This window comes from Streptomyces sedi, assembly GCF_006335015.1.
In the GTDB taxonomy this organism is placed as follows: Bacteria; Actinomycetota; Actinomycetes; order Streptomycetales; family Streptomycetaceae; genus Streptomyces; species Streptomyces sedi.
In genome coordinates this window covers 25323-49659 of the sequence record NZ_VDGT01000023.1, presented here as the reverse complement: position 1 = coordinate 49659, position 24337 = coordinate 25323, and the positions used below count along the sequence as shown (strand labels likewise).

Annotated in this window: 24 protein-coding genes; 8 read left to right on the top strand and 16 right to left on the bottom strand. The window is 73.9% G+C overall.

Going from position 1 to position 24337, the window contains the following annotated elements:
- The first annotated feature begins 57 nt into the window (after positions 1-57).
- Both FH715_RS24150 and FH715_RS24145 read left to right on the top strand, forming a co-directional pair.
- Positions 58-738 (top strand): HAD family hydrolase, encoded by a 681-nt coding sequence (locus FH715_RS24150; RefSeq protein WP_246108943.1) that lies wholly within the window; start codon positions 58-60, stop codon positions 736-738.
- A 212-nt stretch (positions 739-950) separates the two neighbouring features.
- Complete coding sequence (locus FH715_RS24145; RefSeq protein WP_097230264.1) at positions 951-1154, top strand: cold-shock protein; 204 nt, start codon at positions 951-953, stop codon at positions 1152-1154.
- A gap of 99 nt (positions 1155-1253) precedes the next feature.
- On the opposite strand, the gene FH715_RS24140 is transcribed toward FH715_RS24145, so the two are convergent.
- A complete protein-coding gene (locus FH715_RS24140) occupies positions 1254-2078 on the bottom strand; it encodes a pentapeptide repeat-containing protein (RefSeq protein WP_139648943.1) in 825 nt (274 codons plus the stop codon).
- 142 nt (positions 2079-2220) lie between these two features.
- Positions 2221-3069, bottom strand: a complete 849-nt coding sequence (locus tag FH715_RS24135; protein ID WP_139648863.1) for a phytanoyl-CoA dioxygenase family protein — start codon at positions 3067-3069, stop codon at positions 2221-2223.
- A gap of 191 nt (positions 3070-3260) precedes the next feature.
- Between FH715_RS24135 and FH715_RS24130 the strand changes: the two genes are divergently transcribed.
- Together FH715_RS24130 and FH715_RS24125 are read left to right on the top strand one after the other, a co-directional pair.
- On the top strand, positions 3261-4196 hold the full coding sequence (locus FH715_RS24130) for a helix-turn-helix domain-containing protein (RefSeq protein WP_139648861.1): 936 nt from the start codon (positions 3261-3263) through the stop codon (positions 4194-4196).
- A 108-nt stretch (positions 4197-4304) separates the two neighbouring features.
- Positions 4305-5333: an aspartate-semialdehyde dehydrogenase gene (locus FH715_RS24125; RefSeq protein WP_139648859.1), complete on the top strand. Its 1029-nt coding sequence runs from the start codon at positions 4305-4307 to the stop codon at positions 5331-5333.
- A gap of 94 nt (positions 5334-5427) precedes the next feature.
- Here FH715_RS24125 and FH715_RS24120 read toward each other — a convergent pair whose 3' ends face one another.
- The 4 genes from FH715_RS24120 to FH715_RS24105 form a co-directional block, all read right to left on the bottom strand.
- Positions 5428-5760, bottom strand: a complete 333-nt coding sequence (locus FH715_RS24120) for a chaplin (RefSeq protein WP_139648857.1) — start codon at positions 5758-5760, stop codon at positions 5428-5430.
- 111 nt (positions 5761-5871) lie between these two features.
- Positions 5872-7056 (bottom strand): DUF5685 family protein, encoded by a 1185-nt coding sequence (locus FH715_RS24115; RefSeq protein WP_139648855.1) that lies wholly within the window; start codon positions 7054-7056, stop codon positions 5872-5874.
- 153 nt (positions 7057-7209) lie between these two features.
- Positions 7210-8280, bottom strand: a complete 1071-nt coding sequence (locus tag FH715_RS24110) for a S1 family peptidase (RefSeq protein WP_139648853.1) — start codon at positions 8278-8280, stop codon at positions 7210-7212.
- Positions 8281-8774: 494 nt separating this feature from the next.
- The gene (locus tag FH715_RS24105) at positions 8775-9689 is read right to left on the bottom strand and encodes a S1 family peptidase (RefSeq protein ID WP_139648851.1); all 915 of its coding nucleotides are present in this window, start codon (positions 9687-9689) and stop codon (positions 8775-8777) included.
- 361 nt (positions 9690-10050) lie between these two features.
- On the opposite strand from FH715_RS24105, the gene FH715_RS24100 reads away from it, so the two are divergent.
- Entirely contained in the window at positions 10051-10491 is a 441-nt protein-coding gene (locus tag FH715_RS24100; RefSeq protein WP_139648849.1) for a cell division protein SepF, read from the top strand.
- A gap of 88 nt (positions 10492-10579) precedes the next feature.
- On the opposite strand, the gene FH715_RS24095 is transcribed toward FH715_RS24100, so the two are convergent.
- Both FH715_RS24095 and FH715_RS24090 read right to left on the bottom strand, forming a co-directional pair.
- Positions 10580-11776, bottom strand: a complete 1197-nt coding sequence (locus FH715_RS24095) for an acyl-CoA dehydrogenase family protein (RefSeq protein ID WP_139648847.1) — start codon at positions 11774-11776, stop codon at positions 10580-10582.
- A 133-nt stretch (positions 11777-11909) separates the two neighbouring features.
- Positions 11910-13469 (bottom strand): MFS transporter, encoded by a 1560-nt coding sequence (locus FH715_RS24090; protein ID WP_139648845.1) that lies wholly within the window; start codon positions 13467-13469, stop codon positions 11910-11912.
- A 371-nt stretch (positions 13470-13840) separates the two neighbouring features.
- On the opposite strand from FH715_RS24090, the gene FH715_RS24085 reads away from it, so the two are divergent.
- A complete protein-coding gene (locus FH715_RS24085; protein ID WP_246108942.1) occupies positions 13841-14797 on the top strand; it encodes a phosphatase PAP2 family protein in 957 nt (318 codons plus the stop codon).
- 81 nt (positions 14798-14878) lie between these two features.
- Here the strand turns inward: FH715_RS24085 and FH715_RS24080 are convergent, their stop codons facing one another.
- The gene (locus tag FH715_RS24080; RefSeq protein WP_097230276.1) at positions 14879-15094 is read right to left on the bottom strand and encodes a hypothetical protein; all 216 of its coding nucleotides are present in this window, start codon (positions 15092-15094) and stop codon (positions 14879-14881) included.
- A gap of 463 nt (positions 15095-15557) precedes the next feature.
- Here FH715_RS24080 and FH715_RS24075 point away from each other — a divergent pair, with 463 nt between their 5' ends.
- Positions 15558-16361, top strand: a complete 804-nt coding sequence (locus FH715_RS24075; protein WP_139648941.1) for a hypothetical protein — start codon at positions 15558-15560, stop codon at positions 16359-16361.
- A gap of 388 nt (positions 16362-16749) precedes the next feature.
- Positions 16750-16998: a hypothetical protein gene (locus tag FH715_RS29470; protein ID WP_139648841.1), complete on the top strand. Its 249-nt coding sequence runs from the start codon at positions 16750-16752 to the stop codon at positions 16996-16998.
- Positions 16999-17026: 28 nt separating this feature from the next.
- Here FH715_RS29470 and der read toward each other — a convergent pair whose 3' ends face one another.
- From der to FH715_RS24035, 7 genes are all read right to left on the bottom strand, one after another.
- A complete protein-coding gene (der, locus tag FH715_RS24065) occupies positions 17027-18517 on the bottom strand; it encodes a ribosome biogenesis GTPase Der (RefSeq protein WP_139648839.1) in 1491 nt (496 codons plus the stop codon).
- A 58-nt stretch (positions 18518-18575) separates the two neighbouring features.
- Positions 18576-19220, bottom strand: coding sequence for a lysophospholipid acyltransferase family protein (locus FH715_RS24060; RefSeq protein WP_139648837.1), 645 nt, complete (start codon positions 19218-19220; stop codon positions 18576-18578).
- 2 nt (positions 19221-19222) lie between these two features.
- Positions 19223-19936 (bottom strand): (d)CMP kinase, encoded by a 714-nt coding sequence (gene cmk, locus FH715_RS24055; RefSeq protein ID WP_139648835.1) that lies wholly within the window; start codon positions 19934-19936, stop codon positions 19223-19225.
- A 182-nt stretch (positions 19937-20118) separates the two neighbouring features.
- Positions 20119-21204 (bottom strand): prephenate dehydrogenase, encoded by a 1086-nt coding sequence (locus tag FH715_RS24050; protein ID WP_139648833.1) that lies wholly within the window; start codon positions 21202-21204, stop codon positions 20119-20121.
- Between the two features lie 79 nt (positions 21205-21283).
- Positions 21284-22480: a pseudouridine synthase gene (locus FH715_RS24045; protein WP_139648831.1), complete on the bottom strand. Its 1197-nt coding sequence runs from the start codon at positions 22478-22480 to the stop codon at positions 21284-21286.
- Entirely contained in the window at positions 22480-23157 is a 678-nt protein-coding gene (gene scpB, locus FH715_RS24040) for an SMC-Scp complex subunit ScpB (RefSeq protein ID WP_246108941.1), read from the bottom strand. Before scpB ends, FH715_RS24045 begins: the two co-directional genes overlap by 1 nt.
- The gene (locus FH715_RS24035; RefSeq protein WP_139648829.1) at positions 23154-24293 is read right to left on the bottom strand and encodes a segregation and condensation protein A; all 1140 of its coding nucleotides are present in this window, start codon (positions 24291-24293) and stop codon (positions 23154-23156) included. The genes scpB and FH715_RS24035 overlap by 4 nt, the downstream gene beginning before the upstream one ends.
- Between the last annotated feature and the right edge of the window lie 44 nt (positions 24294-24337).

Below are 24337 nucleotides of genomic sequence, written 5' to 3'. Positions count from 1 at the left end.
GCGCGTGCGAGGCTTCTCACGCCCCTGGGCGCACGCCTCGCGCGTTAGGCTTCCCGGGTGGCGACTCCCCCCGTACCCCCGCTCGACCCCTCGTTCGACCTGGTGATCTTCGACTGCGACGGCGTGCTCGTGGACAGCGAGCCGCTGGCCCTGAAGGTCTGCCTGGAGCTGGGCGCCGAGCTGGGCTGGCCGTTGACCGAGGACGAGGTGGTCGACCGCTTCCTCGGCCGCTCCGAGCGCGCGGTCGCGCGACAGATCGCCGAACGGCTCGGCGAGGAGCTGGCCGTCCGCTGGGGCGAGGAGTACCGGGCCCGGCTGGCCCGCGTGATCGACGCCGAGCTGGCCGAGGTGGCCGGCGTCTCCGAGGCGCTGGACGCGCTGCCGATACCGCTGTCCTGCATCGCCTCCAGCGGGAGCCACGACAAGATGCGCCGCACCCTGGGGCGCACCGGGCTGCGCGCCAGGTTCGAGGGCCGGATCTTCAGCGCCAGCGAGGTGGAACGGGGCAAGCCCGAGCCCGACCTCTTCCTGCACGCGGCGCGGCGGATGGGCGTGCCGCCGGCCCGCTGCGCGGTGGTCGAGGACAGCCAGTACGGCGTGCGCGCCGCCCGCGCCGCCGGGATGCGCGCCTTCGGCTACGCGGGCGGACTGACCCCCGCCGACTGGCTCGCCGGCCCCCGCACCACCGTCTTCCACGACATGCGCGAACTGCCCGCGCTGCTGGGCGCCCACGCCTGACGGGAGCACCGGACGCGGACCGCTCCGCTGTGCTACGGTGGCGGAAGTTGCAGTTGTGGTTCCCAAGAATTTCAGGTGCTCTTCCCGTCCGTTACTACGTTCGGTGGGCACCTTTTTTCATTTTCCGGTTGTTTCCGGAAGGGGGAAATCATCACAGCGACTCCGGCTCCGCAAGGTGCGGTTCCGGGTCTGCCCCCGAAGGAGACGCAGGGATGGCTTCAGGCACCGTCAAGTGGTTCAACGCCGAAAAGGGCTTCGGCTTCATCGAGCAGGAGGGTGGCGGCGCCGACGTGTTCGCCCACTACTCCAACATCTCGGGCTCCGGTTTCCGTGAGCTGCACGAGGGCCAGAAGGTGACCTTCGACGTGACCCAGGGCCAGAAGGGCCCGCAGGCGGAGAACATCGTTCCCGCCTGATCTCGCCCCACGGCGTGCCAGGGCCCCGTCCCCGTTCTCACGGGGGCGGGGCCCTTCGCCATGTCCCGGCCCCTGGCCGTGTCCGGGCCCCGTGCAGGGTCAGGCAGCCCGCCAGTGCGCCGGCCGGGTCAGCCCCTCGGGGACGGTCGTCGCCTCGTCGCCGCGCGCCGCGTTCAGCTGGGCCTGGGTGACGAAGAGCGCGCCGTCCAGACGGGCGCCGCGCAGGTCCGCGGCGCGCAGGTCCGCGCCGATCAGATCCGCCCGGCGCAGGTCCGCCCCGCCCAGCTCGGCCGCGAGCAGCAGCGCGCCCCGCAGATTGGCGCCGCGCAGGTCCGCCCGGCGCAGCCGCGCGCCGACCAGGTCGGCGCCCCTGCGGTAGCGGCGCGCGGCCGGCAGCCCGGCCCTGGCGCGCTCGCTCACCGCGAGCAGCAGCTCGTTGATCCCGGCGCGGTGCGCCGCCACGTCCAGCGCCAGCAGCTCGTCCGCCTCGGCGTCGACCAGCCGCTCCGTCTCGGCCAGCGCCGGGGCGAGGCGGTCGGCGAACGGGGCGGCGGCGGGCAGCGAACGGGCGACCGTCAGGTACCACAGCAGCTCGTGGAGCTGGCGCTGCACCGGGAAGACCGCGAACATCCGCCGCGCCAGCCCCGGGTCCTCGCGCCAGTCCCGGCCGCCGAAGGTGACCTGGGAGACCCGCTGGCCGGCGCCGAAGCAGTCGAAGACCGCGCACCCCGCGTAGCCGGAGTCCCGCAGCCTCGCGTGGATGCCGCAGCCGGAGTCGGCGCCCAGATGACCGCACGGGGTGCCGGCCGGCTTGCTCCGCGCGAAGTCCGCCGAGGCGGTGAACGGCAGCGCCACACAGCACAGCCCGTGGCAGTCGGCGCAGTCGCCGACCAGCGCCAGCCGCCGCCGCGCGCCCGCCGTCACCGGCGCCGTCCCGTCCGCCACCGCGACACCCCCGTCGTTTCGTCCCACGGGTCCCCGTGGTCCCGTGGTTCCTCGTGCGCCCCATTGTCCCCCGGCCGGGGTCAGGGCCGGCCGGGGGCGTGCGGGGTCGGGCGCGCGCCGGTCAGTGCGGCGCGCGCCCGCCGTCGTCGAACTCCGTCCCGCAGGGGCCGGCGCCCACGCTCTCCGGCAGCCGCACCCGGTCGCCGCTCATCGCCATGGTCGGGTACCAGGTCCCGATCCGCTCCGTGGAACGCCCCACGTAGTGGCAGATGAACGAGCGGCGGAACCGGTCGGCCGTGCGGTTGGGCTGCGAGCCGTGGACCAGGCTGCCGTTGAAGAACAGCACGTCGCCCGGTTCCATGTCGACCGGCACCGCGGCCAGCCCGGGCGGCGGGGGAACGTACTCCCGCACGAAGGAGAGCGTCGGATCGGCCTCTTCCGGGCAGAAGATGTCCATCTCATGGGTGCCGGGAACCACTTCCAGACCGCCGTTGTCACGGTCGATCAGGTCGCAGGCCACCCAGGCCGCCACGCAGGTGCCGGGTTCGACCCGCAGATAGAAGTTGTCCTGGTGCAGCGCCTGCCCCCTGGCGCCCGGCGGCTTGTAGTAGAACATGCTCTGCGCGGCCAGCGGCTCCTCCCCCAGCAGCCCCTCCAGCACCACGCGCAGCCTGGCGTCCAGCAGCCAGCGCAGCGCCAGTTGGCTGATCTGGTGCGGGTGCATCACCCGGGGCAGCCGCGCCAGGGGGTCCTCGGGCTCGCCGGGTACCGGTTCCCTCGGCTCGAAGTGCCCCGGCACCCGGCCGCCCTCGCCGATCGCCGTGAACTCGGCCCGCAGCTCCTCGATCTCCTCGCGCGCGAAGAGCCCGCGCAGCACCAGGAACCCCTGCTCCTGGAAGCGCAGCCGCTCGGACTGCGGCAGCGCTCCTTCCGTGTCGTCGGTGGCTCGGTGGGTCTCGGCTGTAGTCATCTCATCGCTCCCGCTGGTGCCGTCGTCGTCTTCGTCGCTTGTTCCTGACGGGGTGGCGTGTGCCGGGGATGTCTGTTTGGCTCGCACCTCGACGGTCGCGCGGCTCCCCACGGCCCGTTCCCGCGGCCGTTGGCCTCGACCGTTCGCTTCGTTGTCCGTTCCGACGCTAGGCGCGCCCGGTGGCCTGGAGGATGCCCGTGAACGCTGGGGACCTGCCCGGGGCTGCTGCTCCCCCGCCCGGGCTGCTGACCGTGGGGTACTTCGACGAGCGGCCCGGCTACGCCGTCGGCCGCCCGCGCGGCGCGGACAGCTGGCTCTTCACCTGGACCGTCGCCGGCACCGGCCTGCTGCGTCAGGGGCCCGACGAGACCACGGCCGGCCCCGGCGACCTGGTCGCCCTCGGCCCCCGGGCGCCCCACAGGTACGCGGTCGCCGAGGGCGCGGAGCGGTGGGCCTTCTGGTGGGTGCACTGCCAGGCCAGGCCCGCCTGGGCCGGCTGGCTGCGCCCGCACCGCTCGGCCGGCGGCGGGCTCTACGCGGTGCGCGGCGTCCCGGAGTTCGCGCGGGCGCGGATCGCCGGCGCCTTCGCGCGGATGGCGGCCGACGCCCGCTGGTCGGGCGAGGCCCCGGGGCCCGCGCCCCGGCCGGCCGAGGCGCCGGGGCCCGTGGCGGTGGCGCACGGCTCGGCGGCCAGGGAGCTGGCGCTGGGCGCGCTGGAGGAGATCGTGGTGCTGGCCGGCTCCACCGCGCGCGCCCCCGGCGCGCAGCCGGTGGCGCGCGACGGCGTGGACGCCAGGGTGCGCCGGGTCGCGGCGTTGATCGCGGCCGACCCGGGCGCCCCGCACACCGTGGCGTCGCTGGCCGCCCGGGTGGCGCTCTCCCCCTCCCGGCTGGCACACCTCTTCGCCGAGCAGCTCGGCCAGCCGCCGATGCGGGCGCTGCGCGAGGCCCGACTGCGGCACGCGGCACGGCTGTTGGAGGTCACCGACCTCTCGGTGGCCAGGGTGGCGGCCTCCGCCGGCTTCGCCAGCGCGTTCCACTTCAGCCGGCTCTTCCGGGAGCGCTACGGGGTGCCGCCCGGCGCGTACCGCGCCGAACGCGCCGGGGACGGCGGCTCCCCGGGGTGACCGCGGCGTGCCGGGAGTGTGACCAGCGTCAAAGAACTGGCTGGCAGGAGTTCCAGCGGGCAGGGTAGGAGGCGGAAGACGGCTACCAGCACCGAGGTAAGGAGCCCCATGAAGATCGGGATCGTTGGCGCGACCGGACAGGTCGGCGGCGTGATGCGCGCGATTCTCGCCGAACGGAAGTTCCCGGTGGAGCGGCTGCGGCTCTTCGCCTCGGCCCGTTCGGCCGGTCGCACCCTCCCGTGGGGCGACGGTGAGGTCACCGTCGAGGACGCGGCCACGGCCGACTTCTCCGACCTCGACATCGCCCTCTTCTCCGCGGGGAAGAGCACCTCCAAGGCGCTGGCCGAGAAGGTCGCCGCCGCCGGCGCCGTGGTGATCGACAACTCCTCGGCCTGGCGGATGGACCCCGAGGTCCCGCTGGTCGTCTCCGAGGTCAACCCGCACGCGATCGCGGAGCGCCCCAAGGGCATCATCGCCAACCCCAACTGCACCACCATGGCGGCCATGCCGGTGCTGCGACCGCTGCACCGCGAGGCGGAGCTGTCCGCGCTGGTGGCCACGACCTACCAGGCGGTCTCCGGCAGCGGGCTGAGCGGCGTCGCCGAGTTGCACGCCCAGGCGAAGTCCGCGCTGGCCCAGGACGCGACGGCGCTCACCTTCGACGGCGCGGCGGTCGACTTCCCCGCGCCCGAGCAGTATGTGCGGCCGATCGCGTTCAACGTGCTGCCGATGGCCGGTTCGATCGTGGACGACGGCCTGGAGGAGACCGACGAGGAGCAGAAGCTCCGCAACGAGACCCGCAAGATCCTGGAGATCCCCGGGTTGCCGGTCGCCGGCACCTGCGTGCGGGTCCCCGTCTTCACCGGCCACTCGCTCCAGCTCAACGCCCGCTTCGCCCGCCCCCTCACCCCGCGCCGGGCGCTCGAACTGCTCGGCGAGGCGGAGGGCGTGGCGCTCTCCGACATCCCGACCCCGCTCCAGGCCGCCGGTCGCGACGTCTCGTTCGTGGGGCGCGTGCGCAGGGACGAGACGGTGGAGAACGGGCTCTCGCTCTTCGTCTCCGGGGACAACCTCCGCAAGGGCGCGGCGCTCAACGCGGTGCAGATCGCGGAGCTGGTGGCCGCCGAGCTGGGCTGAGGCCCGCGCGGAACGGGCGGTGGCCCGCGTCCCGGTTCGTGGGAACCGGGACGCGGGCCACCTTCGTCACGTCGGGTACGGCGGGTGCGTCGGGTCAGGCGTTGACGCAGATGTTGCCGCTGGCCGGGTTGAGCAGGCCGATGAGGTTGATCGAGTTCCCGCAGACGTTCACGGGGATGTGGATCGGGACCTGGATGTTGTTGCCGGACAGCACGCCGGGCGAACCAGCGGCGAAGCCGACGGCGCCGGCACCGCTGTGGTGCCCACCCTTGCCGTGCTTGTCACCCTTGTCGTGCTTGTCGCCCTTGTCCCCGTGGTCGGAGATCGTGCGGGGCGAGTGCTGCTCGGTGGCGGAGGCGGCCGATCCGGCGCCGAGAACGACGGTGCAGGCAACGGCCGTGACGGCCGCAGCGGTGCGAAGACGCATGGGGTTACCCCTCGGTGAGGAAGAACTGAACGGGAAGATCTCACCGCGAGCCCCGCCGCCGACCTGGGCATTACTCCACTCGGAGGCGTGTCGTCCAGCGCCGCGCGCCCCTCAGCAGTTGCAGTCGCAGGAGCAGCCGTCGCCACCGCCGCAGTTGCAGCACCGGCAGCAGTCACAGCAGTCGCAGCAGTCACCGCACTTGTGGCACCACCCCTCGCGGCCCCGGCCGCGCCACGGCTCCTGGTACTCCGAGCGGCAGCAGACCTGGCAGGTGCAGAAGAGTCCGGTCCACACCGCGCAGCCGGCCAGCCGGCCGCGGATCAGCGGCGGCTTCCCGGTCGGGGGCGGCGGCGGCCCGAAGCCACCGCCGGGGCCGCCGGGGGCGGGCGGACCCGGGGCGTAGGGGCCCGGGGCGTGGGAGCCGGAGGCGTGGGAGCAGGCCGCGCCGAAGCCGCGCTCCACGGCCCGTTCCAGCTCGTGGACCAGCAGCGTGTGCGCCAGCCTGCCGTCGCCGAACTCGCAGTCGGCCAGGGCGAGTCGGACGCCGCGCACCGCGTCGTCGCAGAGCCGGCGGACCTCGGCGGCCGGGGTGGCGGTGACGTCGATCGGGTTCCACAGGCCGGCGGCGCGGTCGGACGCCAGGTCCTCGACGGCGTCCAGCAGATGGGCGAGCCGGCCGAAGAGCCGGCCGGCCTCCGCCAGCGGCACCGCGTTCCCCGGGCGCCCGGCGAGATGCGCGGTGTGGGCGAAGACGGCGGAGGTGGCGGTCTCGGTGGGCTCGGTGACGGCCAGCAGGGGGCTGCCGAGCGCGGTGCGTTCCTCGATGGACTGCTGCCGTTCCACCGCCTCGACCAGCACCCCCGTGTCGAAGCCGACGCCGGCGCCGCCCCTGGCGCCCGCCGCGTCCCAGCTCCCGGCGACCCGGGTGGCGGCCACGGCGAGCGGCCGGCGGCGGAACGGGCCGTCGCCGTCCGCCACATGGTCCCTGATCTTGGCCGAGGCCAGCACCAGGGAGACCGCAGCGGCCAGTTGGGCACCCGGGCCCTCGGCGACCGAGGCGGTGCGCATCCCGCGCAGCGGGCAGGGGCCGGCGGTGCGCCGCCCGCCGGGGCGCGGCGCCGGCAGCTGGGCGTCGTGCAGCACCGAGACCAGCAGCCCGTCGTAGTTGGTGGCGACCCTGGCCGCCTGGCCGTGCGTCCCGCGCAACGCGAGGCAGAGGCCGCACAGGTGGGCCGTCCACTCCTCGCGCAGCCCCCGGGACAAGCGGTGCTGACAGGGTCTGATGATGCCGAACACGCGCGCTCCCCGAACCGTGGGGCCACATCGGCCCCGCCCATCCCACGCTTCCAGGACGCGCGGACCCCCGGCCGCGGTTGCGACCGGGGGTCCGGAAAAAGGTGGTGCTCACCCTGGCCGGGCCGCCACGGGGACGGCCGGGCCCGGGGGCCGTTACGGAAGCTGCGAGCCGGTGGCGGCCAGGGCGTCCGTGACGGGGTAGAAGAAGGTCTGGCCACCGGAGGAGCAGTTGCCGCTGCCACCGGAGGTCAGGCCGACCGCGTCGCTGCCGGAGAACAGCGCGCCGCCCGAGTCGCCGGGCTCGGCGCAGACATCGGTCTCGATGGTGCCGTAGACCGTGCCCTCCGGGTAGCTGACGGCGACGTCCGTGCCGGTCACCGAGCCGCCGTGCAGGCCGGTGGTGCTGCCGGAACGCTCCACGTCCTGGCCGACGACCGCCTCGGCGGCGCCGCTGATGGACTGGGTGCTGCCGTCGTAGCGGTTGACCTCGCTGGCGCCGCTGCCGCTGCTGTACTCGACGAGCGCGTAGTCCGAGTTCGGGAACTCGCCGTCGGTCAGGGTGCCGATCGGCGAACCGCCCGAGGTGTCGGACCAGCTGCTGCCGACGCTGCCGCAGTGGCCGGCGGTGAGGAACGCGGTACCGCCGTTCACGTTGAAGCCGGCCGAGCAGCGGGCGCCCGAGCTGTAGATGGCGTCACCGCCGGCCACGAAGGGCTGGAACTCGCCGTTCACCGACTCCAGGGAGGCCAGGCCGCCCAGGTCGGCGACACCCGCCTGGATGTCGGCCAGGTCGGCCTCGGACACGGTGGTGTCCACCTTGACCTTGACCGCGTTGCTCACGGGGTCCACGGACCACGAGGTGCCCGGCACGGCGAACGTGTCGACCTCGGTCATGACCTCGTTGAGGGTCTCCTGGCTGTTCTCGACGATCCGGGCCTCGGCGCCGGACTCCTCCACGAGAGCCGCCGCGCTCTCGTCCAGGACGTTGACCACGAGGGTCCCCGAGTCGGATTCGAAGTAGGTGCCGGCTGCGGCGGTGTCGCCCAGCTCCTCGACCAGGGTGGTCGCGAGCGTACCGGCCTCGGTCGAGGTCAGCACGCTCGGGGTGGCTTCGTCCGCCGGGCTGGCGCTCGCTTGAGCGACGGCGAACGAGCCGACGAAGAGGGCTGCCACACCGGTGGCGGCAACCGTGATGCGCCGGGCTGACGTGCGTCGATGAGTCACGCTTTTTTCCTCCTGTGGGGGTTGGAGCATGCGCTCCGGAGTAGCAAGGACCCGGCCAGACCCTGTGCTGGCCCGCCACGTCCATGCCAAGCGGTACCGGCGAGTATTCCCATGAGCCCCTGGGTCACACAAGGACAAGTTCCTGCCCCGACCAGATCATCACACTGATGCGGGTTACGCGCATAAACCGTCCGGAACACTCCGGATTTCCCCCTCAATAGACGCACAGTTGGGGCGCGTGAGGTGTGACGTACCGGCGCGCAGGGGCGCACGGAACGTCACATGCGCTGGTATAGACCTGGCTTGAAATCGCTGCTCGGGGTAGTCACAGCCTCCTCCGTGGCCACCATGGGCCGGGCACGCCTCACAGGGGCGTTCACACGCGCCCCCCGAACGCACCACTGCCCCCACCCGGGTTCGGGTGAGGGCGGCGGCCTGGGCCCGCCCCCGCCGCTCGTGCGCGGCGGGAGGGCCCTCGTGGGGCCGACGGGGAATCAGAGGATGCTGGCCCCGTAGTCGTTCAGCGCCTCGACGACCGGCTGGAAGTAGGTCGTGCCGCCGACCGAGCAGTTGCCGTTGCCGCCGGAGGTGAGGCCGATGGCGGTGCTGCCGGAGAAGAGCGGGCCGCCGCTGTCGCCGGGCTCGGCGCAGACGTTGGTCCGGATGAGACCGGAGACGATGTCACCGCCGCCGTAGTTGACCGTGGCGTTGAGCCCGGTCACCGAGCCGCCGCTGACGCCGGTGGTGCTGCCGGAGCGGGTCACCGAGAGGCCGACGGTCGCGTTGGCGGCGCCGGTGATGTCCCGGGTGGTGCCGTTGTACAGGTTCACCACGCCGGGGCGCGGGACCGAGGAGTTGTCGTAGCGCACCAGGCCGTAGTCGTCGCCGGGGAAGCTGGCGTCGACGCTCGGGCCTATGTAGGTGCTGAGACCGGAGTTGGTGTACCAGCCCGGGAGGCCCTCCGTGCAGTGGCCGGCGGTCAGGAAGTAGGCCGAGCCGCCGATGCTGACGTTGAAGCCGGCGGAGCAGCGCCAGCCCGCGGACGCGTAGATGGCGTCCCCGCCCGCGATCAGCCGCGTGATCTCTCCCTCGGCGCGCTCGATCGTGAGGGCGCCGGCGAGGTCTCCCGCCTGCTCGGTGATCTCCCGGATCTCCGCGTCGGTGACGGTCTCGTCGACCGTGACCTCCAGGGTGTTGGTCTCCTCGTCCACCAGCCAGGCGGTGCCGGCGATGTCGGCGGCGAGCACCGCGTCGCCCGCGGTGGAGAGCTCGGAGGCGGAGAAGGTCCTGGCCTCCTCCGCCTGCGCCCCGCCCGGCAGGGCGAAGGCGGCGGCGAGGAGTCCGGTTCCGGCGGCGATCAGCCCCAGGCGGGAGCCGCGTCTGTGGGAGTTGGTGCGCTTCGAACTCACGTGTTTCCTCCAGTCAAGGAACGGATGGCCCGCGGGGTGTCGGGCCGTGAGGCGTGGCCGGGGTCACGTGAAGGTCATGACCCTGACAAGCGCTGGGTGAATCTTCTTCACAGGAACCGCCGTTGTCGAGAACACCTTTCGGCCAGGACGTCCGGTACTCTCACCCGTTTGGCGGGCCGAACGGAACTCACTCCCCGTCAGCATCCGCACACGACAACTTCGCTGATGGGGCGGTACGCCGAATGCACCAGAACCGTCACGAAACTCATAACAGCCAGGTATCCACATGGCACCACAAGCGCATCATGGACGACCATAGACGGGCGGACGGGTAGAGGCCGCGTCAGGAGAGGAGGCGACCATGGGATCGGTACGGAAGGCCAGCGCCTGGCTGGGCCTCGTCGACGACAGCGAGATGCGTTACTACGACGACGAGTACGCCGAGGGCCCGGAGCCCGGGGACAGCCCGGCGCCCTGGACCACCGACCCGAAGCTGCGGGTGGCTGCCGAGGCGGCCGAGGAGGAAGGCAGCCGGATCGCGATGGTCACCCCGGAGAACTTCAGGGACGCCCGCCGCATCGGCGAGCTGTTCCGCGACGGCGTGCCCGTGGTGATCAACCTGACTCTCCTGGAGGCCGGGGACGCCAAGCGTGTGGTCGACTTCGCCGCCGGGCTCAACTTCGGGCTGCGCGGGGACATCAAGCGGGTCGCCAACCGCGTCTTCCTGCTCACCCCCGCCACCTACCAGGTGGTCGCCGAGACGCCCCGGCACGACGAGGACGGCTTCTTCAACCAGAGCTGACGGCCCCGACCGGGGCCCGACGGCCGGAGATCGGGGCGCCGCCCGGCAGGCGGCGCCCCGAGGCACGTCCCGCGCCCCGCCCCCCGGCTCAGCCGCGGAAGGCGTCCAGGCCGGTCAGCGCCTTGCCGAGCACCAGCTGGTGCATCTCGCTCGTGCCCTCGTAGGTGAGCACCGACTCCAGGTTCGCCATGTGCCGCATCACCGGGTACTCGTACGAGATGCCGTTGGCCCCCAGGATCGTCCTGGCGGTGCGGCAGATCGTCAGCGCCTCCCGCACGTTGTTCAACTTCCCGAAGCTGACCTGCTCGGGCAGCAGCGTGCCGGCGTCCATCCTCCGCCCCAGATGGAGCGCCAACAACAGCCCCTTGTGGAGTTCCAGCGCCATGTCGGCGAGCTTCGCCTGGGTCAGCTGGAAGCCGCCCAGCGGCCTGCCGAACTGCTCGCGCGTCGTGGCGTACTCCAACGCCGCCCCCAGACAGCTGCGGGCCGCGCCCAGCGCCCCCCAGACGATGCCGTAACGGGCGTGCGCCAGGCAGCTCAACGGGCCGCGCAGCCCGCGCGCCCCCGGCAGCACCGCGTCGGCCGGCAGCCGCACCCCGTCCAGCGTCAGCTCGCTGGTGACGGAGGCGCGCAACGACCCCTTGTGCGGGATGTCCCGCGCCGCGAACCCCGGCGTCCCCGCCTCCACCACGAAGCCCCGCACGCCGTCCTCGGTCCTGGCCCACACGACCGCGGCGTCCGCCAGCGAACCGTTGGTGATCCACATCTTGCGGCCCGTCACCACCCAGCCGTCGCCGTCCCGTTCGGCGCGGGTGCGCATCCCCGCCGGGTCGGAGCCGTGGTCCGGCTCGGTCAGCGCGAAGCAGCCGATCAGCTCGCCCGCCGCCATGCCGGGCAGCCACCGCTCCCGCTGCTCCTCGGAGCCGAAGCGGTGGATCGCGTACATCGCGAGCGAACCCTGCACCGAGACCAGCGAACGGATGCCGGAGTCCGCCGCCTCCAGCTCCAGGCAGACCAGCCCGTACTGGACGGCCGAGGCCCCGGCGCAGCCGTAGCCGCGCAGCGACATGCCCAGCGCGCCCAGGCCGCCGAGCTCGCGCGCGAGCCCCCTGGGGTCGTCGACGGCGCCGCGCTCGTACCAGTCGGCGACGTGCGGCAGCACCCGTTCGGCCGCCCAACGGCGCACGGTGTCGCGGACCGCGCGGTCCTCGGACGACAGCAGGTCGTCCACTCCGAGCGGGTCGGCGGGGTCGAACGCGGGGCGGCCCGCGGGGGCTTCGGTCATGGGGGACGGCCTCTCGCACGGAGGGACGGGACGGGGTGAGCGGTTGTGGCGGACGTTACCGCCGGTGCGGGGCGACGGCGGTGCCGGGGTGGCCACGTGGGCGGTCGACCGCGGCCCGGCGCGCCGGTGGGGGTCAGTCGCGGGACCGGTCCGCCGTGGCGAGGGGGCGCGGGGCCCCGGGGCCGGTGGCCGGGAGCCGGAGGGCCAGCAGCGCGCCGAGGGCCAGCAGCGCCGCGCTGGTCAGCAGCGTCATCCGCATCCCGTGCACGAACGCGTCCCGCGCCGCCGCGCGCAGCGCCTCCGCCGCCGGGCCGCCCAACCGGTCGGCCACCGTCAGCGCCTCGCCCAGCGAGTGCGCCGCGTCCCGCGAGTCCTCCCGGGGAACACCGTCGGCACCGCGCACCGCCGGCGCGTAGAGGGCGTTCATGACGCTGCCCAGCACCGCTATCCCGACGCCGGCGCCGAACTGGTACGCGGTCTCCCCCACCGCCGCCGCCTCGCCGGCCTGACCGGCGGGGGCGTCGTTCAGCAGCGACTCGTAGGCGCCGAAGAGCGTCGTCTCCAGGCCGAAGCCCAACAGCACGAACCCGGCGCTCAGCAGCAGCGGCCGGTCCACGTCGTCGAGGCCGGTCAGCAGCAGCACCGCCACCACGGTCAACGCGAACCCGCCGGAGACCATCGCGCGCGGCCCCAGCCGCACCAGCATCCGGGAACCGAGCAACCCGGCGCAGATCGCCGACAGGCTCAGCGGCAGCAGCCGCAGCCCGGTCTCCAACGGCGAGAGTTCGAGGACCAGTTGCAGGTACTGGGCGGCCACCAGGGCCAACCCGACCAGCGCCAGCACGGTCAGTACCACGCAGCCGGCGGAGGCGCCGAACGCCGGCCTGGCGAACGCCGACAGGTCCAACAGGGGCCGCCGGGCCGCCCGCTGCCGCCGGACGAAGATCGTCAGCAGCAGCGCCCCGAGGAGGGCTGCCAGCAGCGTGCCCGGCGTGACCAGGTCGCCGCCGCCGGTGCGCTTGAGCGCCAGGATCGCCGCGAAGAGCCCGCCGGCGGCACAGAGCGCGCCCGTCACGTCGAAGGGGCCCTCGCCCGTGCCGCGTGACTCGGGGACCAGCGCCAGCGCGACCGGCAGGCAGAGCGCCATCAGCGGCACGTTGACCAGGAAGACCGAGCCCCACCAGAAGTGTTCCAGCAGCACCCCGCCCACCAGTGGCCCGATCGCCGCGCCGACGGCCGCGACCGCGCTCCAGATGCCGATGGCCAGGGCGCGCTCACGGCGGTCGGGGAAGACCTGCCGCAGGATGGAGAGGGTCGCCGGCATGATCATCGCGCCGCCGGCTCCCAGCAGCGCGCGGGCCAGGATCAACGGCAGCGGCCCGGGCGCCAGCGCGGCCAGCGCGGAGGCGACGCCGAAGCAGGCGTAGCCGAGCAGCAGCACCCGCCGCCGGCCGACGCGGTCGCCCAGCGTGCCGAAGAGAATCAGCAGCGAGGCGCAGACCAGCGGGTAGGCGTCGACGATCCACAGCAGTTCGATGCCGCCGGGCCGCAGGTCCTCGGTGAGGGCGGGCACCGCGACATGGAGCACCGTGGCGTCGACGGCGACGAGGAAGAGACTGACGCACAGCACCACCAGAACCGTCCAACGGTTCCGTTCGGCGGCGCCGGCCCCGGGGTGGGACGTCCCGGGCATCTACGCACCTACTCCCGCGCTTCGAGGTCCCTCACCGTCTCGGGGGAACCTCGCGCTGCGCGGACGCGGGCGAGAGGGGAGGGCGGACGGTGAGCCACCCTACGGCAGCCCCGCGGCGGCCCCGCGGCGACGCTCGCCGGCCACCGGGCGCACCCGTTCCGTTCACCGGCTCCCGTTCACCGGCGCCGACCCCACCGAAAAAGCAGATGAACGAGTACCGGAAAAGATGCCCGGACACTTATCCGGTGGCGCCGGAATTCGTGAAGCCCGACGAATTGGAGATTCACCCGTATCACCCGGCACATCACATAGCCATTACGAAGGCGGGCCTCGGGAGGAAGTCGCGTATCACGACCGGTAATCTTGCGAGAGTGCGCATCGACCGATTCTTCGCCCGCCTCGAACAGGAGCCACGGCCGCCCGACGTGCCGACTCCTGTGATGAGCCGCACCCGCCTGGGGCTGCTCTGGGTCACGGCGGCCATCTACGCGGCCATCGTGGCGGCGGTCTGCACCACGAGCTGGCTGGTCCGCCTGGACTGGCAGGTGATGCTCTTCCGTCCGTACAAGCAGTGGCCCGAGCTCCACGCGTTCCTCGACTACTTCGTGGTCCTGGGGCAGCGCGGCCCGACGGCGGTGCTGATCGCCGCCTGGCTCGGCTGGCGCTGCTGGCGCCAGCGGACGCTGCGCCCGCTGCTGGTGATGGCGTGCGCGCTGCTGCTGCTGAACCTCTCGGTCGGCGCGGCCAAGATCGGAATGGGCCGCGAGGGGCCGCACTACGCGACCACCATAGGCTCCAACGAGATGTGGCTGACCGGCGATATATTTCCCTCGGGCCACACCGCCAACGCCGTCGTGACCTGGGGGATTCTGGCCTATCTGGCCACCACCCCGACCGCGCGCCGGACCCTGCTGGTGATCGCTTCCGTCTTCGCGCTCGGCGTCGGCGCGACCACCGTCTATCTGGGAACCCACTGGGTGAGCGACGTGCTTCTCGGCTGGGCGGCGGGGCTGCTGATCCTGCTGGCGCTGCCGTGGAGCGAGCCGCTGATCACCCGGATCGACACCGCCGTGCTGCGGCGTTGGAACCGCGCGCAGGTCGCGCCCGACACCTCCCCGGGGGCGGCACCGCCCGTCAACGGCGACCACCGCCACCCGGAGCTGCCGGTCTCGCCGCTGTCCGACGGGGACCCCCGACCGCACACCCAGCCGGCCGTCGCGGCCGGCAGGACCAGCGGCGGACGGCTCACCACGGTGACGGTGCGCGGCACCAGCAGGCCGCACCCGGCGCACCCGGAGCAGCCGGTCGGCCCGGCCACCCGGCGCTGAACGCGGCGCTGAACGCGGCACTGAGCCGGGTCGTGGGCAGGACGCGGGCGTCGGAGCTCGGAACGTGCGGGGCAGGGCCGTTCAGCCGCGCCAGCAGCGTTCGACCGCGCCGTCGCGCACCGCGAAGTTGAGGCGTCCCGGCATGAACTCCATGGTCACGATCGCGTCCGGCGCCAGCCGGCGCACGGTGCGCCAACCACGCCCCCTGGCGCGCTCCTCGGCCTGGTCCGCGGCCATGCCCAGATAGGTGTCGGGGTCGTCCTCGGGGGGCCTCGGGGGCTTCGGCAGCGATGGCATGGCCCCACCGTAGGGCCTGCCCGCCGGCCCCAGGAAGGGCGTCCAGGAGCGGGAAACGGTCACGCTTGTGTCACGGCCTCGTCCCCGGTCGTACTTTCGCGGGAAAGTGCGCGTTGTGTAATGGCCGGCCGCGAGGAAAGGACGGAGAGCACACCTCGCTCACGTTCTGCGGCGGTTTTTCCGGCGCGTGACGGGCGTTTCCCTCCCCACAGCTCATTCACGCTTCCGATGGCTCCCGGTGAACGGCTGGTTTATGGCGACTGACCGTCGCGCGTCCAGGTGGCGACGTTCCGTGCGGTGCCGGTTTCCCGCCGGACACCGCGCGTTCGTCCGACGTTCGTCGCGGCGGCCCCCTCACGGTGGCGGTCGCAGCGTGACCCGGGCGCGTCTCCCGCCGTTGAGCACGGGGCACCCGCCGTCAACGGCGGGCGCATACCCCTACCGAGGAGCGACCGTGTCCCCCTTGCTCGACGTCAGCGACGACGTACGCGCCGAGATCGGCGACGAAGAGGCCGACCGGCTGCTCGCGGGCGAGAACGCCCCGGGCGCCTACGACTGCACCTCCTGCCGCACCCCCGGCAGCACCACCCAGGAGCGCACCAGCACCGTGCTCTTCGTCGGCGGCGAGACGGCCGTGCTGGCCTTCGCACACGCCTCCTGCATCCCCTCCCAGGTGGTCTCCGTCTCCGAGGAGCAGCTGCGCGGCGCGGTGCGCTCCATCACCGGAGAGAGCCAGGGCCAGCAGGCCGCGGCGCCGGCGGCGCCCCCCACCGAGCCCAACCCCGCCGAACGCGGCCAGGCGGTGCTCGGCGTCACCTGCGGCCAGATCCTGATCGAGGGCGAGCTGTACCCCGCGATCGTGGTGGAGCCGACCACCCCGATCGTGCGCCCCGGCTCGCAGGGGCCGGGCGACGACTTCCTGCCGCTGCTGATCGAGGGCGGCTTCGTCCCGATCTCCGACGTCGGCACGGCGCCGGCCCGGCTCCCCGGCTGGTCCGTGCTGCTGGCGATGGGCAAGCTGCACGCGGTGCTCCAGAGCGACCCGGCCGGCGGGGACGCGAGCGCCTGGTGGCAGGCGCACGAGCCGCTCTCGGTCACGGACGGCTGGCGGGCCACGGCGAACCAGCGGCACACCGTGCTGGTCTACGCGGCGCCGGCCGGCACGATCGGGCAGCAGCCGAGGGAGGACATGCTGCGGGAGGCCCTGGAGAAGGCGGCGGCCGGCGGGCTGCTGGTCGCCGCCGCGATGCCGCTGGCCGGCACCTGATCCCTCCGGGGGTTTCGGGGGGCGACCACCGTGGGGTGGGGGTGGTGGTGCGTCGTCGTCCGCGCCTCGGTGGGGGGTGCTCGCGCGCCTGCCCCCTCCGGGGGCGCGGTGCGACCACCGTGGGGTGGGGGTCGTGGTGCGTCGTCGTCCGCGCCTCGGTGGGGGGTTGCTCGCGCAGTTCCCCGCGCCCCTTGGTTGTGGGGGGTTGCTCGTGTGGTTACCCGCGCCCCTGGGGGTGCTCGTGTGGTCGTTCGGGCACCCCCGGGTGGGTGCGGAGCTGGGTGGGGCCGCATCCGGGGCGGGGTCCGGTCGTTGGTTGGACGTGCACCCTTACGAACCCCGGCGGCCCTCCGCCTCGCTCCGTCCCGCGTCCAGCGCCATCCCGGGAATGCGTTCGCCCTACGAACGCGCCGGCGGCTCGCAGACGCCGATCTACGACTCGCTCTGCGCCGAGTACCGGCGGCTCTTCCGGACGCTGCCGGGTGACCGCAGTGGCGAGGAGGAGCTGCGTTTCGTCGGTTTCAACACGATCAGGGGCGTGGGCGTGGGGAGTTGGCGCCATCTGGAGTACCGGCCGGGGGGCCAGTTCCGTGCGGAGCTGCTCCCCGGCCGTCCCGAGGCGGCCGGGGAGCGCTGAGGGCGGGGGCGGCGCGCCGGCCCCGCCCTCACTTCCTCCGTGAGCGCTTCTCCCGCACCCGCACCGACAGCTGGATCGGGGTCCCCTCGAAGCCGAACTCCTCACGCAGCCGCCGCTCGACGAAGCGGCGGTAGCTGGCCTCCAGGAAGCCCGAGGCGAAGAGCACGAACCGCGGCGGGCGGGTGCCGGCCTGGGTGCCGAAGAGGATCCTCGGCTGCTTGCCGCCCCGCACCGGGTGCGGGTGGGAGGCGACCAACTCGCCGAGGAAGCCGTTGAGTCGCCCGGTCGGCACCCGCGCCCCCCAGCTCTCCAGCGCGGTCTCCATCGCCGGCACCAGCTTCTCCAGGTGCCGCCCGGTGCGGGCCGAGACGTTGACGCGGGGCGCCCAGCGCACCCGCACCAGCTCCTGCTCGATCTCCCGCTCCAGGTAGTAGCGGCGTTCCTCGTCGAGGGTGTCCCACTTGTTGTAGGCGATCACCAGCGCCCGGCCCGCCTCGACGGCCATGGTGATGATCCGGGTGTCCTGCACGCTGATCGGCTCGGTGACGTCGATCAGCACCACCGCCGCCTCCGCCTTCTCCAGCGCGGCGGCGGTGCGCAGCGAGGCGTAGTAGTCGGCGCCGCCCTGGAGGTGGACCTTGCGCCGGATGCCGGCGGTGTCGACGAACCGCCAGGTCTTGCCGGCCAGTTCGACCAGCTCGTCGACGGGGTCCCTGGTGGTGCCGGCGGTGGCGTCGACCACCACGCGGTCCTCGTTGGCGACCTTGTTGAGCAGCGAGGACTTGCCGACGTTGGGGCGCCCGATCAGCGCGATCCGGCGCGGCCCGCCCACGATGTCGCCGAAGGTCTGCGCCGGCGCCTCCGGGAGCGCCTCCAGCACCGCGTCCAGCATGTCGCCGGTGCCGCGGCCGTGCAGCGCCGAGACCGGGTGCGGCTCCCCCACGCCGAGCGACCACAGGTAGGCGGCGTCGGCCTCCATGTTGGGGCCGTCGACCTTGTTGGCGCAGAGCACCACCGGCTTGCCGGCCTTGCGCAGCAGCTTGACCACGGCGCTGTCGGTGTCGGTGACGCCGACCGTGGCGTCCACCACCAGCACCACGGCGTCCGCGGTCTCGATGGCGAACTCGGCCTGCGCGGCGACCGACGCCTGGATGCCCAGCACGTCCTGTTCCCAGCCGCCGGTGTCCACCACCTTGAACCGGCGGCCCGCCCACTCGGCCTCGTAGGTCACGCGGTCCCTGGTGACGCCGGGGCGGTCCTCCACGACGGCCTCGCGGCGGCCGAGGATCCGGTTGACCAACGTCGACTTGCCGACGTTGGGCCGGCCGACGACGGCCAGCACGGGCAGCGGCCCCGCGTTCGCGGCGGCCAGCTCGCCCTCGATCTCGTCGGCCTCGAACCCCTCCTCCTGGGCGATCCGCAGGAACTCGTCGTAGTCGCCGGCGTCGAGCGCGCCCTGACCGGCCAGCTGCCCTTCGTGCGGCGCGGGCTCGGGGCCCTGGGAGTTCTGGTCGTTCATGGCGTCGCTTCTACCTCGTCCGTCGTGTCGTTCCGTCGTGGATGGTGGGGTGCGGGCGCTAGCGGCCCGTGGTCAGCCTGGCGTCCCGCAGGTGGGCGGCCAGCCGGACCCTGATCTCGTCGGTCGCCCTGTCCAACGCCGCCCGGCCGCGTCGGCTTCCCCCGCCCCCGCCCACGGTGAACGGTTCGCCGACGACCACGTCCACCCGGCCGCGCAGCGGTGGCAGGGAACGCACCAGCCGCCCCTGGCGGTCGCTGCCCAGGACGGCGACCGGCTGTATCGGGGCGCCCGAGCGGAGCGCGAAGTAGGCGAGACCGGCGCGGACGGCGGTGAAGTCGCCGTTCCCCCGGGTGCCCTCGGGGAAGACGCCGAGCACGCCGCCCCGCTCCAGCACCCCGCGGGCGGCGCGGACCGCGGCCAGGTCGGTCGCCTCGCGGTCGACGCGGATCTGGCCGACGCCGCGCAGGAACGCGCCCAGCGGGCCGACGAACGCCTCCCGTTTGACCAGGAAGCTCACCGGCCGCGGGGCGGTGCCGAAGAGCAGCGGGCCGTCGACGTTGTGGGTGTGGTTGACCGCGAGGATCAGCGGGCCGGCGGGTGGCACGCGCCACGCCCCCAGCACCCGGGGGCGCCACACGGTGTGGACCACCCCGCGCGCCAGCCGGTGGCCGGCCACGGCGCCCCTGGCGCCGGGTGGGGTCATCGTTACCGCCGCCCCCGCTCCTCGATGAGGGTGACCACGCACTCGATGACCTGCTCCAGGGTCAGCTCGCTGGTGTCCACCTCGGTGGCGTCCCCCGCCTTCGCCAGCGGCGAGGTCTTGCGGCCGGAGTCGGCGGCGTCGCGGCGCAGCAGCGCCGCCTGGGTCGCGGCGACGTCGGCGCCGCCGGCCGCCGGGGCGCCGGCGCGGCCGGACACCTCGGCGCTGCGGCGGGCGGCCCGCACCTCGGGCGAGGCAGTCAGGAAGATCTTGACGTCGGCGTCGGGCAGCACGGTGGTACCGATGTCGCGGCCCTCGACGACGATGCCGCCGTCGGCCTCGGCGGCGATGGAACGCTGGAGGTCGGTGATCAGCGTCCGCACCTCGGGCACCGCGCTGACGGCGCTGACCGCGCCGGTGACCCGCTCACCCCGGATCGGGGCGGCGACGTCGGTGCCGTCGATGGTGATGCTGGGCGCCAGCGGGTCGGTGCCGGAGACGATGCTCGGCTTCCCCGCGGCGGCGGCCACGGCGCGGGGGTCGTCGATGTCGACGCCGGCGTGCAGCATCCACCAGGTGATCGCGCGGTACTGGGCCCCGGTGTCCAGGTAACGCATCCCCATCCGCGCGGCCACCGCCTTGGAGGTGCTCGACTTGCCGGTGCCGGAGGGGCCATCGATGGCGACGACGACGGGAGTTGCAGCCACGGAAGTGGACACCTTTCGCAGTTCGGGACGGGAAGCGGGCGCCGGCCCCCTCGACGGGCCCGGGTTCCCCGCTGGCGCGCGGGCGGCCCGGCGCGGTGGGACCGGGCGAGCCCATCGGGCAAGGGTACCGGCCCCGCGCGGGCCGCCCGCCGGCCGCCCGTCGACGACCGCGACGGCGACGGCGGGGAGGGCCGCTACCGCCGCAGGGACCAGCCGCGCTCCCGCAGGGCCGCCGCCAGCGGCGGGGCGGCCGACGGCTCGACCATCAGCTGCACCAGCCCGGACTGCTGGCCGGTCGCGTGCTCGATCCGCACGTCCTCGATGTTGACGCCGGCGCGGCCGGCGTCGGCGAAGATCGCCGCCAGCTCGCCCGGGCGGTCACTGATCAGCACCGCGACCGTCTCATAACTGGCCGGCGCCGCCCCGTGCTTGCCCGGCACCCGCTCCCGGCCCGCGTTGCCCCGGCGGAGCACCGCCTCGATGCCCTCGGCGCCCTCGGCGCGCTTCGCCTCGTCGGCGGAGGCCAGGGCGCGCAGCGAACTGACCGTCCGCTCCAGGTCGCCCGCGACCTCGGCCAGCACGTCGGCGACCGGGCCGGGGTTGGCCGCCAGGATCTCGCTCCACATCCGGGGGTCGGAGGCGGCGATCCTGGTGACGTCCCTGATGCCCTGGCCGCACAGCCGCACGGCCGACTCCTCGGCGCTCTCCAGCCGGGCGGCGACCAGACTGGAGACCAGCTGGGGGGTGTGGGAGACCAGCGCGACGGCGCGGTCGTGGGCCGCCGCCTCCATCATCACGGGCACCGCGCGGCAGAGCGAGGCCAGCTCCAGGACCAGGTTGACCGCCTCGGTCCTGGTGCGCGACGTCGGGGTGAGCACCCAGGGCCTGCCCTCGAAGAGGTCGGCCGAGGCGGCCAGCGGCCCGGAGCGCTCCCGGCCCGCCATCGGGTGGGTGCCGAGGTAGCTGGTCGGATCCCCGCCGAGCGCGGCCAACTCGCCCGCCGGCCCCGCCTTGACGCTGCCCACGTCCACGTAGGCGTGGGCGGCGTCCCGCCGTTGCAGCTCGACGACGGTGGCGGCGATCCTGGTCGGCGGCACCGCGACCACGGCCAGCTCCACCCGCCCCTCGGGCGGCTCCTCGCTGCCGGCGCCCAGGGCGGCGGCGGTGCGGCGGCGGTCGTGGTCGTGGTCGTCGAGATGGACGCGGACGCCCCTCGCGGAGAGCGCCAGGGCGACGGAGGTCCCGATCAGACCGCAGCCGATGACGAGAGCGGTGCGCATCCCCTCAGGGTAGTCGCCGCTCCCGACACGTTCCGAACGTTTTCGACAGGTCAGCGGCCGTGCGGGCCGGGCCGGCCGGTCAGAGGCCGACCTCGCGCAGCAGCCGGCCGACCTCGGTGTTGGTCATCCGGCGCAGCCAGCCGGACTTCTGGTCGCCCAGCACGATCGGGCCGAACCCGGTGCGCACCAGCCGGTCGACGGGGAAGCCGACCTCGGCCAGCATCCGGCGCACGATGTGCTTGCGGCCCTCGTGCAGCACGACCTCCACCAGGTAGTTCTTCCCGGTGTTCTCCACCACCCGGAAGTGGTCGGCCCGCACATGGCCGTCCTCCAGCCGGACGCCCTCCTTCAGCCGCTTGCCCAGGTCACGCGGGATGGGGCCCTGGATCGCGGCCAGATAGGTCTTGGTCACGCCGTAACGGGGGTGGGTCAGCCGGTGGGCCAGCTCGCCGTGGTTGGTGAGCAGCAGCAGGCCCTCGGTCTCGGTGTCGAGCCGGCCGACGTGGAAGAGGCGGGTCTCGCGGTTCTGCACGTAGTCGCCGAGGCACTGGCGGCCTTCCGGGTCCTCCATCGCGGAGACGACGCCGGCCGGCTTGTTCAGCGCGAAGTACAGGTGCGACTGGCTGGCCACGGTCAGCCCGTCGACCTTGATCTCGTCCTGGTCGGGGTTGACCCGCTTCCCCTGGGAGGTGACGATCCGGCCGTTCACCTCGACCCTGGACTGGTCGATCAGCTCCTCGCAGGCCCTGCGGGAGCCGAGGCCGGCGCGGGCGAGCACCTTCTGGAGGCGTTCGCCCTCGGGCTCGTCGAACGTCTTGGGCAGCTTCGAGGCCGTCGACTTGTTGGCGTGCCGCTCCCGGTTGCGCTCCTCGATCTGCGCCTCGTACTCGCGCGACCTGGCCGGCGGAGCGGGACGCCGACGGCCGGGGCCGCCGCCCTTGCCACCGGGAGCGCCCTTGCCTCCGGGGCCGCCGCCCTTGCCACCGGGAGCGCCCCGGCCTCCGGGGCCGCCCTGGCCGCCCCGGCCCCGGCCGCCGGGCGCGTTCCTGTCGTCGCCGCGTCCGCCCTGGTCGTAGCGGCGCTCCTCGGGGCGCGGGGGGCGGCCGGACCGCTGCTGGCGGTCGTCGCGGCTGTTGCCCGCGCCGCGGTTGTCCCGCTGGGAGCTCCGGCTGGTGTTCCGGCTGGTGTTCCGGCTCGTGCTCCGGCTGGAGTCGCGGCCTCGGCCGCCGTTGCCGCCGGAGCTCCGGTTGTCGTTGTTCCTGCCACTGCTTCGCATCAATGATCCGTTGGGGAGTCGCCGTCGTCTGCATCTACGTCGAACGACGGCACCCCCTCCTGGCTCTCGCCCTCGACCTGGTCCGCCTCGGGGAGGAAGGGCGCCAGCTCCGGAAGCTCGTCCAGGCCGCGCAGCCCCATCCGTTCCAGGAAGTAGTGCGTCGTCACATACAGGATCGCACCTGTTTCGGGTTCGGTGCCCGCCTCGGCCAGCAGCCCGCGCTGGAGCAGGGTCCGCATCACGCCGTCACAGTTCACGCCGCGGATCGCGGAGACCCGGGAACGGCTCACCGGCTGGCGGTAGGCGACCACGGCCAGCGTCTCCAGCGCCGCCTGTGTCAGCCGGGCGTGCTGGCCGTCCAGCACGAAGCCGTCCACGACGGAGGCGTATGCCGGCCTGGTGTAGTAGCGCCAGCCGCCGGCGACCAGCCGCAGCTCGAAGCCCCGGCCGTCCCTGGTGTACTCGTCCGCCAGCTCGCGCAGGGCGTCGGCCACGGCGCGACGGGGGTACCCCAGCACCCGGGCCAGGTGCTCCTCGGTCGCCGGCTCGTCGACGACCATCAGCACGGCCTCCAGCGCCGGCCGGAGGGCGACGGGCGCCTCCTCCCGCTCGTCGACCGGGTCCCGCTCCGCGTCCTGCTCGGGGTCCCGGTGTGCGGGGGCCTCGGGGGTGGTCATGCCGTTCCGCCTTCCCTGTCGCTCGCCTCGGTTCCGTCCTCGTCACGTGCGCCGCGCCCGCCGCCGTCCCCCGCCGCCTGGTCGAACTCGTCGCTGACCAGCGCCCGTCCCGGCTCCGCGCCGCTCCAGCGGACCAGCAACGAGCCGAGGGCCTCCGGCTGTTCGAGGGCGACCGCGCGTTCCCTGTACAGCTCCAGCAGCGCGAGGAACCTGGCCACCACGGTCAACGTGTCCGGGGCGTCCTCCGTCAGCTCGGCGAACGTGAGCGCGCCGGCCTCGCGCAGCCTGCCGACGACCACCTCGGCCTGTTCGCGGACGCTGACCAGCGGGGCGTGGATGTGCTCGACGTACACGGCGGGCTTGGGTTTGGGCTGCATGGCCTTGACCGCGAGCTGCGCGAAGCCCTCGGGGCCGATCCTGATCACGACGTCGGGCAGCAGCTCCGCGTGGTGCGGCTCCAGGCCGACGGTGCGCGGGTGGCGCCGCGACTCGTCGGCCAGCCGGTCGGCGAAGATCTCGGCGACCCGCTTGAACGCGCGGTACTGGAGGAGCCGCGCGAAGAGCAGGTCCCTGGCCTCCAGCAGCGCCAGGTCGGCCTCGTCCTCCACCTCGGCGGTGGGCAGCAGCCGGGCGGCCTTGAGGTCCAGCAGGGTGGCGGCGACGACCAGGAACTCGGTGGTCTGGTCGAGGTCGCCGTCCGGCCCCATGGCCCGCAGGTGGGCGAGGAAGTCGTCGGTGACCCGCGAGAGCGCCACCTCGGTGACGTCCAGCCGGTGTCGGGAGATCAGTTGGAGAAGCAGGTCGAAGGGGCCGGAGAAGTTCTCCAGTACGACGCGGAACTTCCCGTCGTCGGGGGCGTCCTCCTCGGCCGGACCGTCCGGCTCCGCGGGGGCGGGCGGGTCATCGTCCGGCGCGGGGGCCGGGGTTGGGTCCTCGCGCCCGGCGACCGCCTGGTCCGCCTCCCCCGGCGGCGGGTCGTCCACGGCGGTGGTCGCCGGCTCGCCCCGCTGTTCGCGCCCCGGCGGGGGCACGGGCGAAGGGGCCGCCGCGGGGTGTGCGGCGGCCCGTTCGTCGGGCGTCGCCTCGGGGCCGGAGGGGCCCCGGCCCAGGGGGCGGCGGCGGGCGGGCGGGGTCATCGCCGGGCACGTTACTCCGCGCCACCGTCGGGCGGCGCGCGCCG

What these genes read in the sequence shown, in the direction of transcription:
- FH715_RS24100 (WP_139648849.1), top strand. Translation starts at nt 10,051, where the DNA reads ATGGGATCGGTACGGAAGGCCAGCGCCTGGCTGGGCCTCGTCGACGAC.
- FH715_RS24060 (WP_139648837.1), bottom strand. Translation starts at nt 19,220, where the DNA reads ATGACCCCACCCGGCGCCAGGGGCGCCGTGGCCGGCCACCGGCTGGCG.
- FH715_RS24125 (WP_139648859.1), top strand. Translation starts at nt 4,305, where the DNA reads ATGAAGATCGGGATCGTTGGCGCGACCGGACAGGTCGGCGGCGTGATG.
- FH715_RS24130 (WP_139648861.1), top strand. Translation starts at nt 3,261, where the DNA reads ATGCCCGTGAACGCTGGGGACCTGCCCGGGGCTGCTGCTCCCCCGCCC.
- FH715_RS24135 (WP_139648863.1), bottom strand. Translation starts at nt 3,069, where the DNA reads ATGACTACAGCCGAGACCCACCGAGCCACCGACGACACGGAAGGAGCG.
- FH715_RS24090 (WP_139648845.1), bottom strand. Translation starts at nt 13,469, where the DNA reads ATGCCCGGGACGTCCCACCCCGGGGCCGGCGCCGCCGAACGGAACCGT.
- FH715_RS24050 (WP_139648833.1), bottom strand. Translation starts at nt 21,204, where the DNA reads ATGCGCACCGCTCTCGTCATCGGCTGCGGTCTGATCGGGACCTCCGTC.
- FH715_RS24145 (WP_097230264.1), top strand. Translation starts at nt 951, where the DNA reads ATGGCTTCAGGCACCGTCAAGTGGTTCAACGCCGAAAAGGGCTTCGGC.
- der (WP_139648839.1), bottom strand. Translation starts at nt 18,517, where the DNA reads ATGAACGACCAGAACTCCCAGGGCCCCGAGCCCGCGCCGCACGAAGGG.
- FH715_RS24095 (WP_139648847.1), bottom strand. Translation starts at nt 11,776, where the DNA reads ATGACCGAAGCCCCCGCGGGCCGCCCCGCGTTCGACCCCGCCGACCCG.
- FH715_RS29470 (WP_139648841.1), top strand. Translation starts at nt 16,750, where the DNA reads ATGCGTTCGCCCTACGAACGCGCCGGCGGCTCGCAGACGCCGATCTAC.
- scpB (WP_246108941.1), bottom strand. Translation starts at nt 23,157, where the DNA reads ATGACCACCCCCGAGGCCCCCGCACACCGGGACCCCGAGCAGGACGCG.
- FH715_RS24120 (WP_139648857.1), bottom strand. Translation starts at nt 5,760, where the DNA reads ATGCGTCTTCGCACCGCTGCGGCCGTCACGGCCGTTGCCTGCACCGTC.
- FH715_RS24035 (WP_139648829.1), bottom strand. Translation starts at nt 24,293, where the DNA reads ATGACCCCGCCCGCCCGCCGCCGCCCCCTGGGCCGGGGCCCCTCCGGC.
- FH715_RS24045 (WP_139648831.1), bottom strand. Translation starts at nt 22,480, where the DNA reads ATGCGAAGCAGTGGCAGGAACAACGACAACCGGAGCTCCGGCGGCAAC.
- FH715_RS24080 (WP_097230276.1), bottom strand. Translation starts at nt 15,094, where the DNA reads ATGCCATCGCTGCCGAAGCCCCCGAGGCCCCCCGAGGACGACCCCGAC.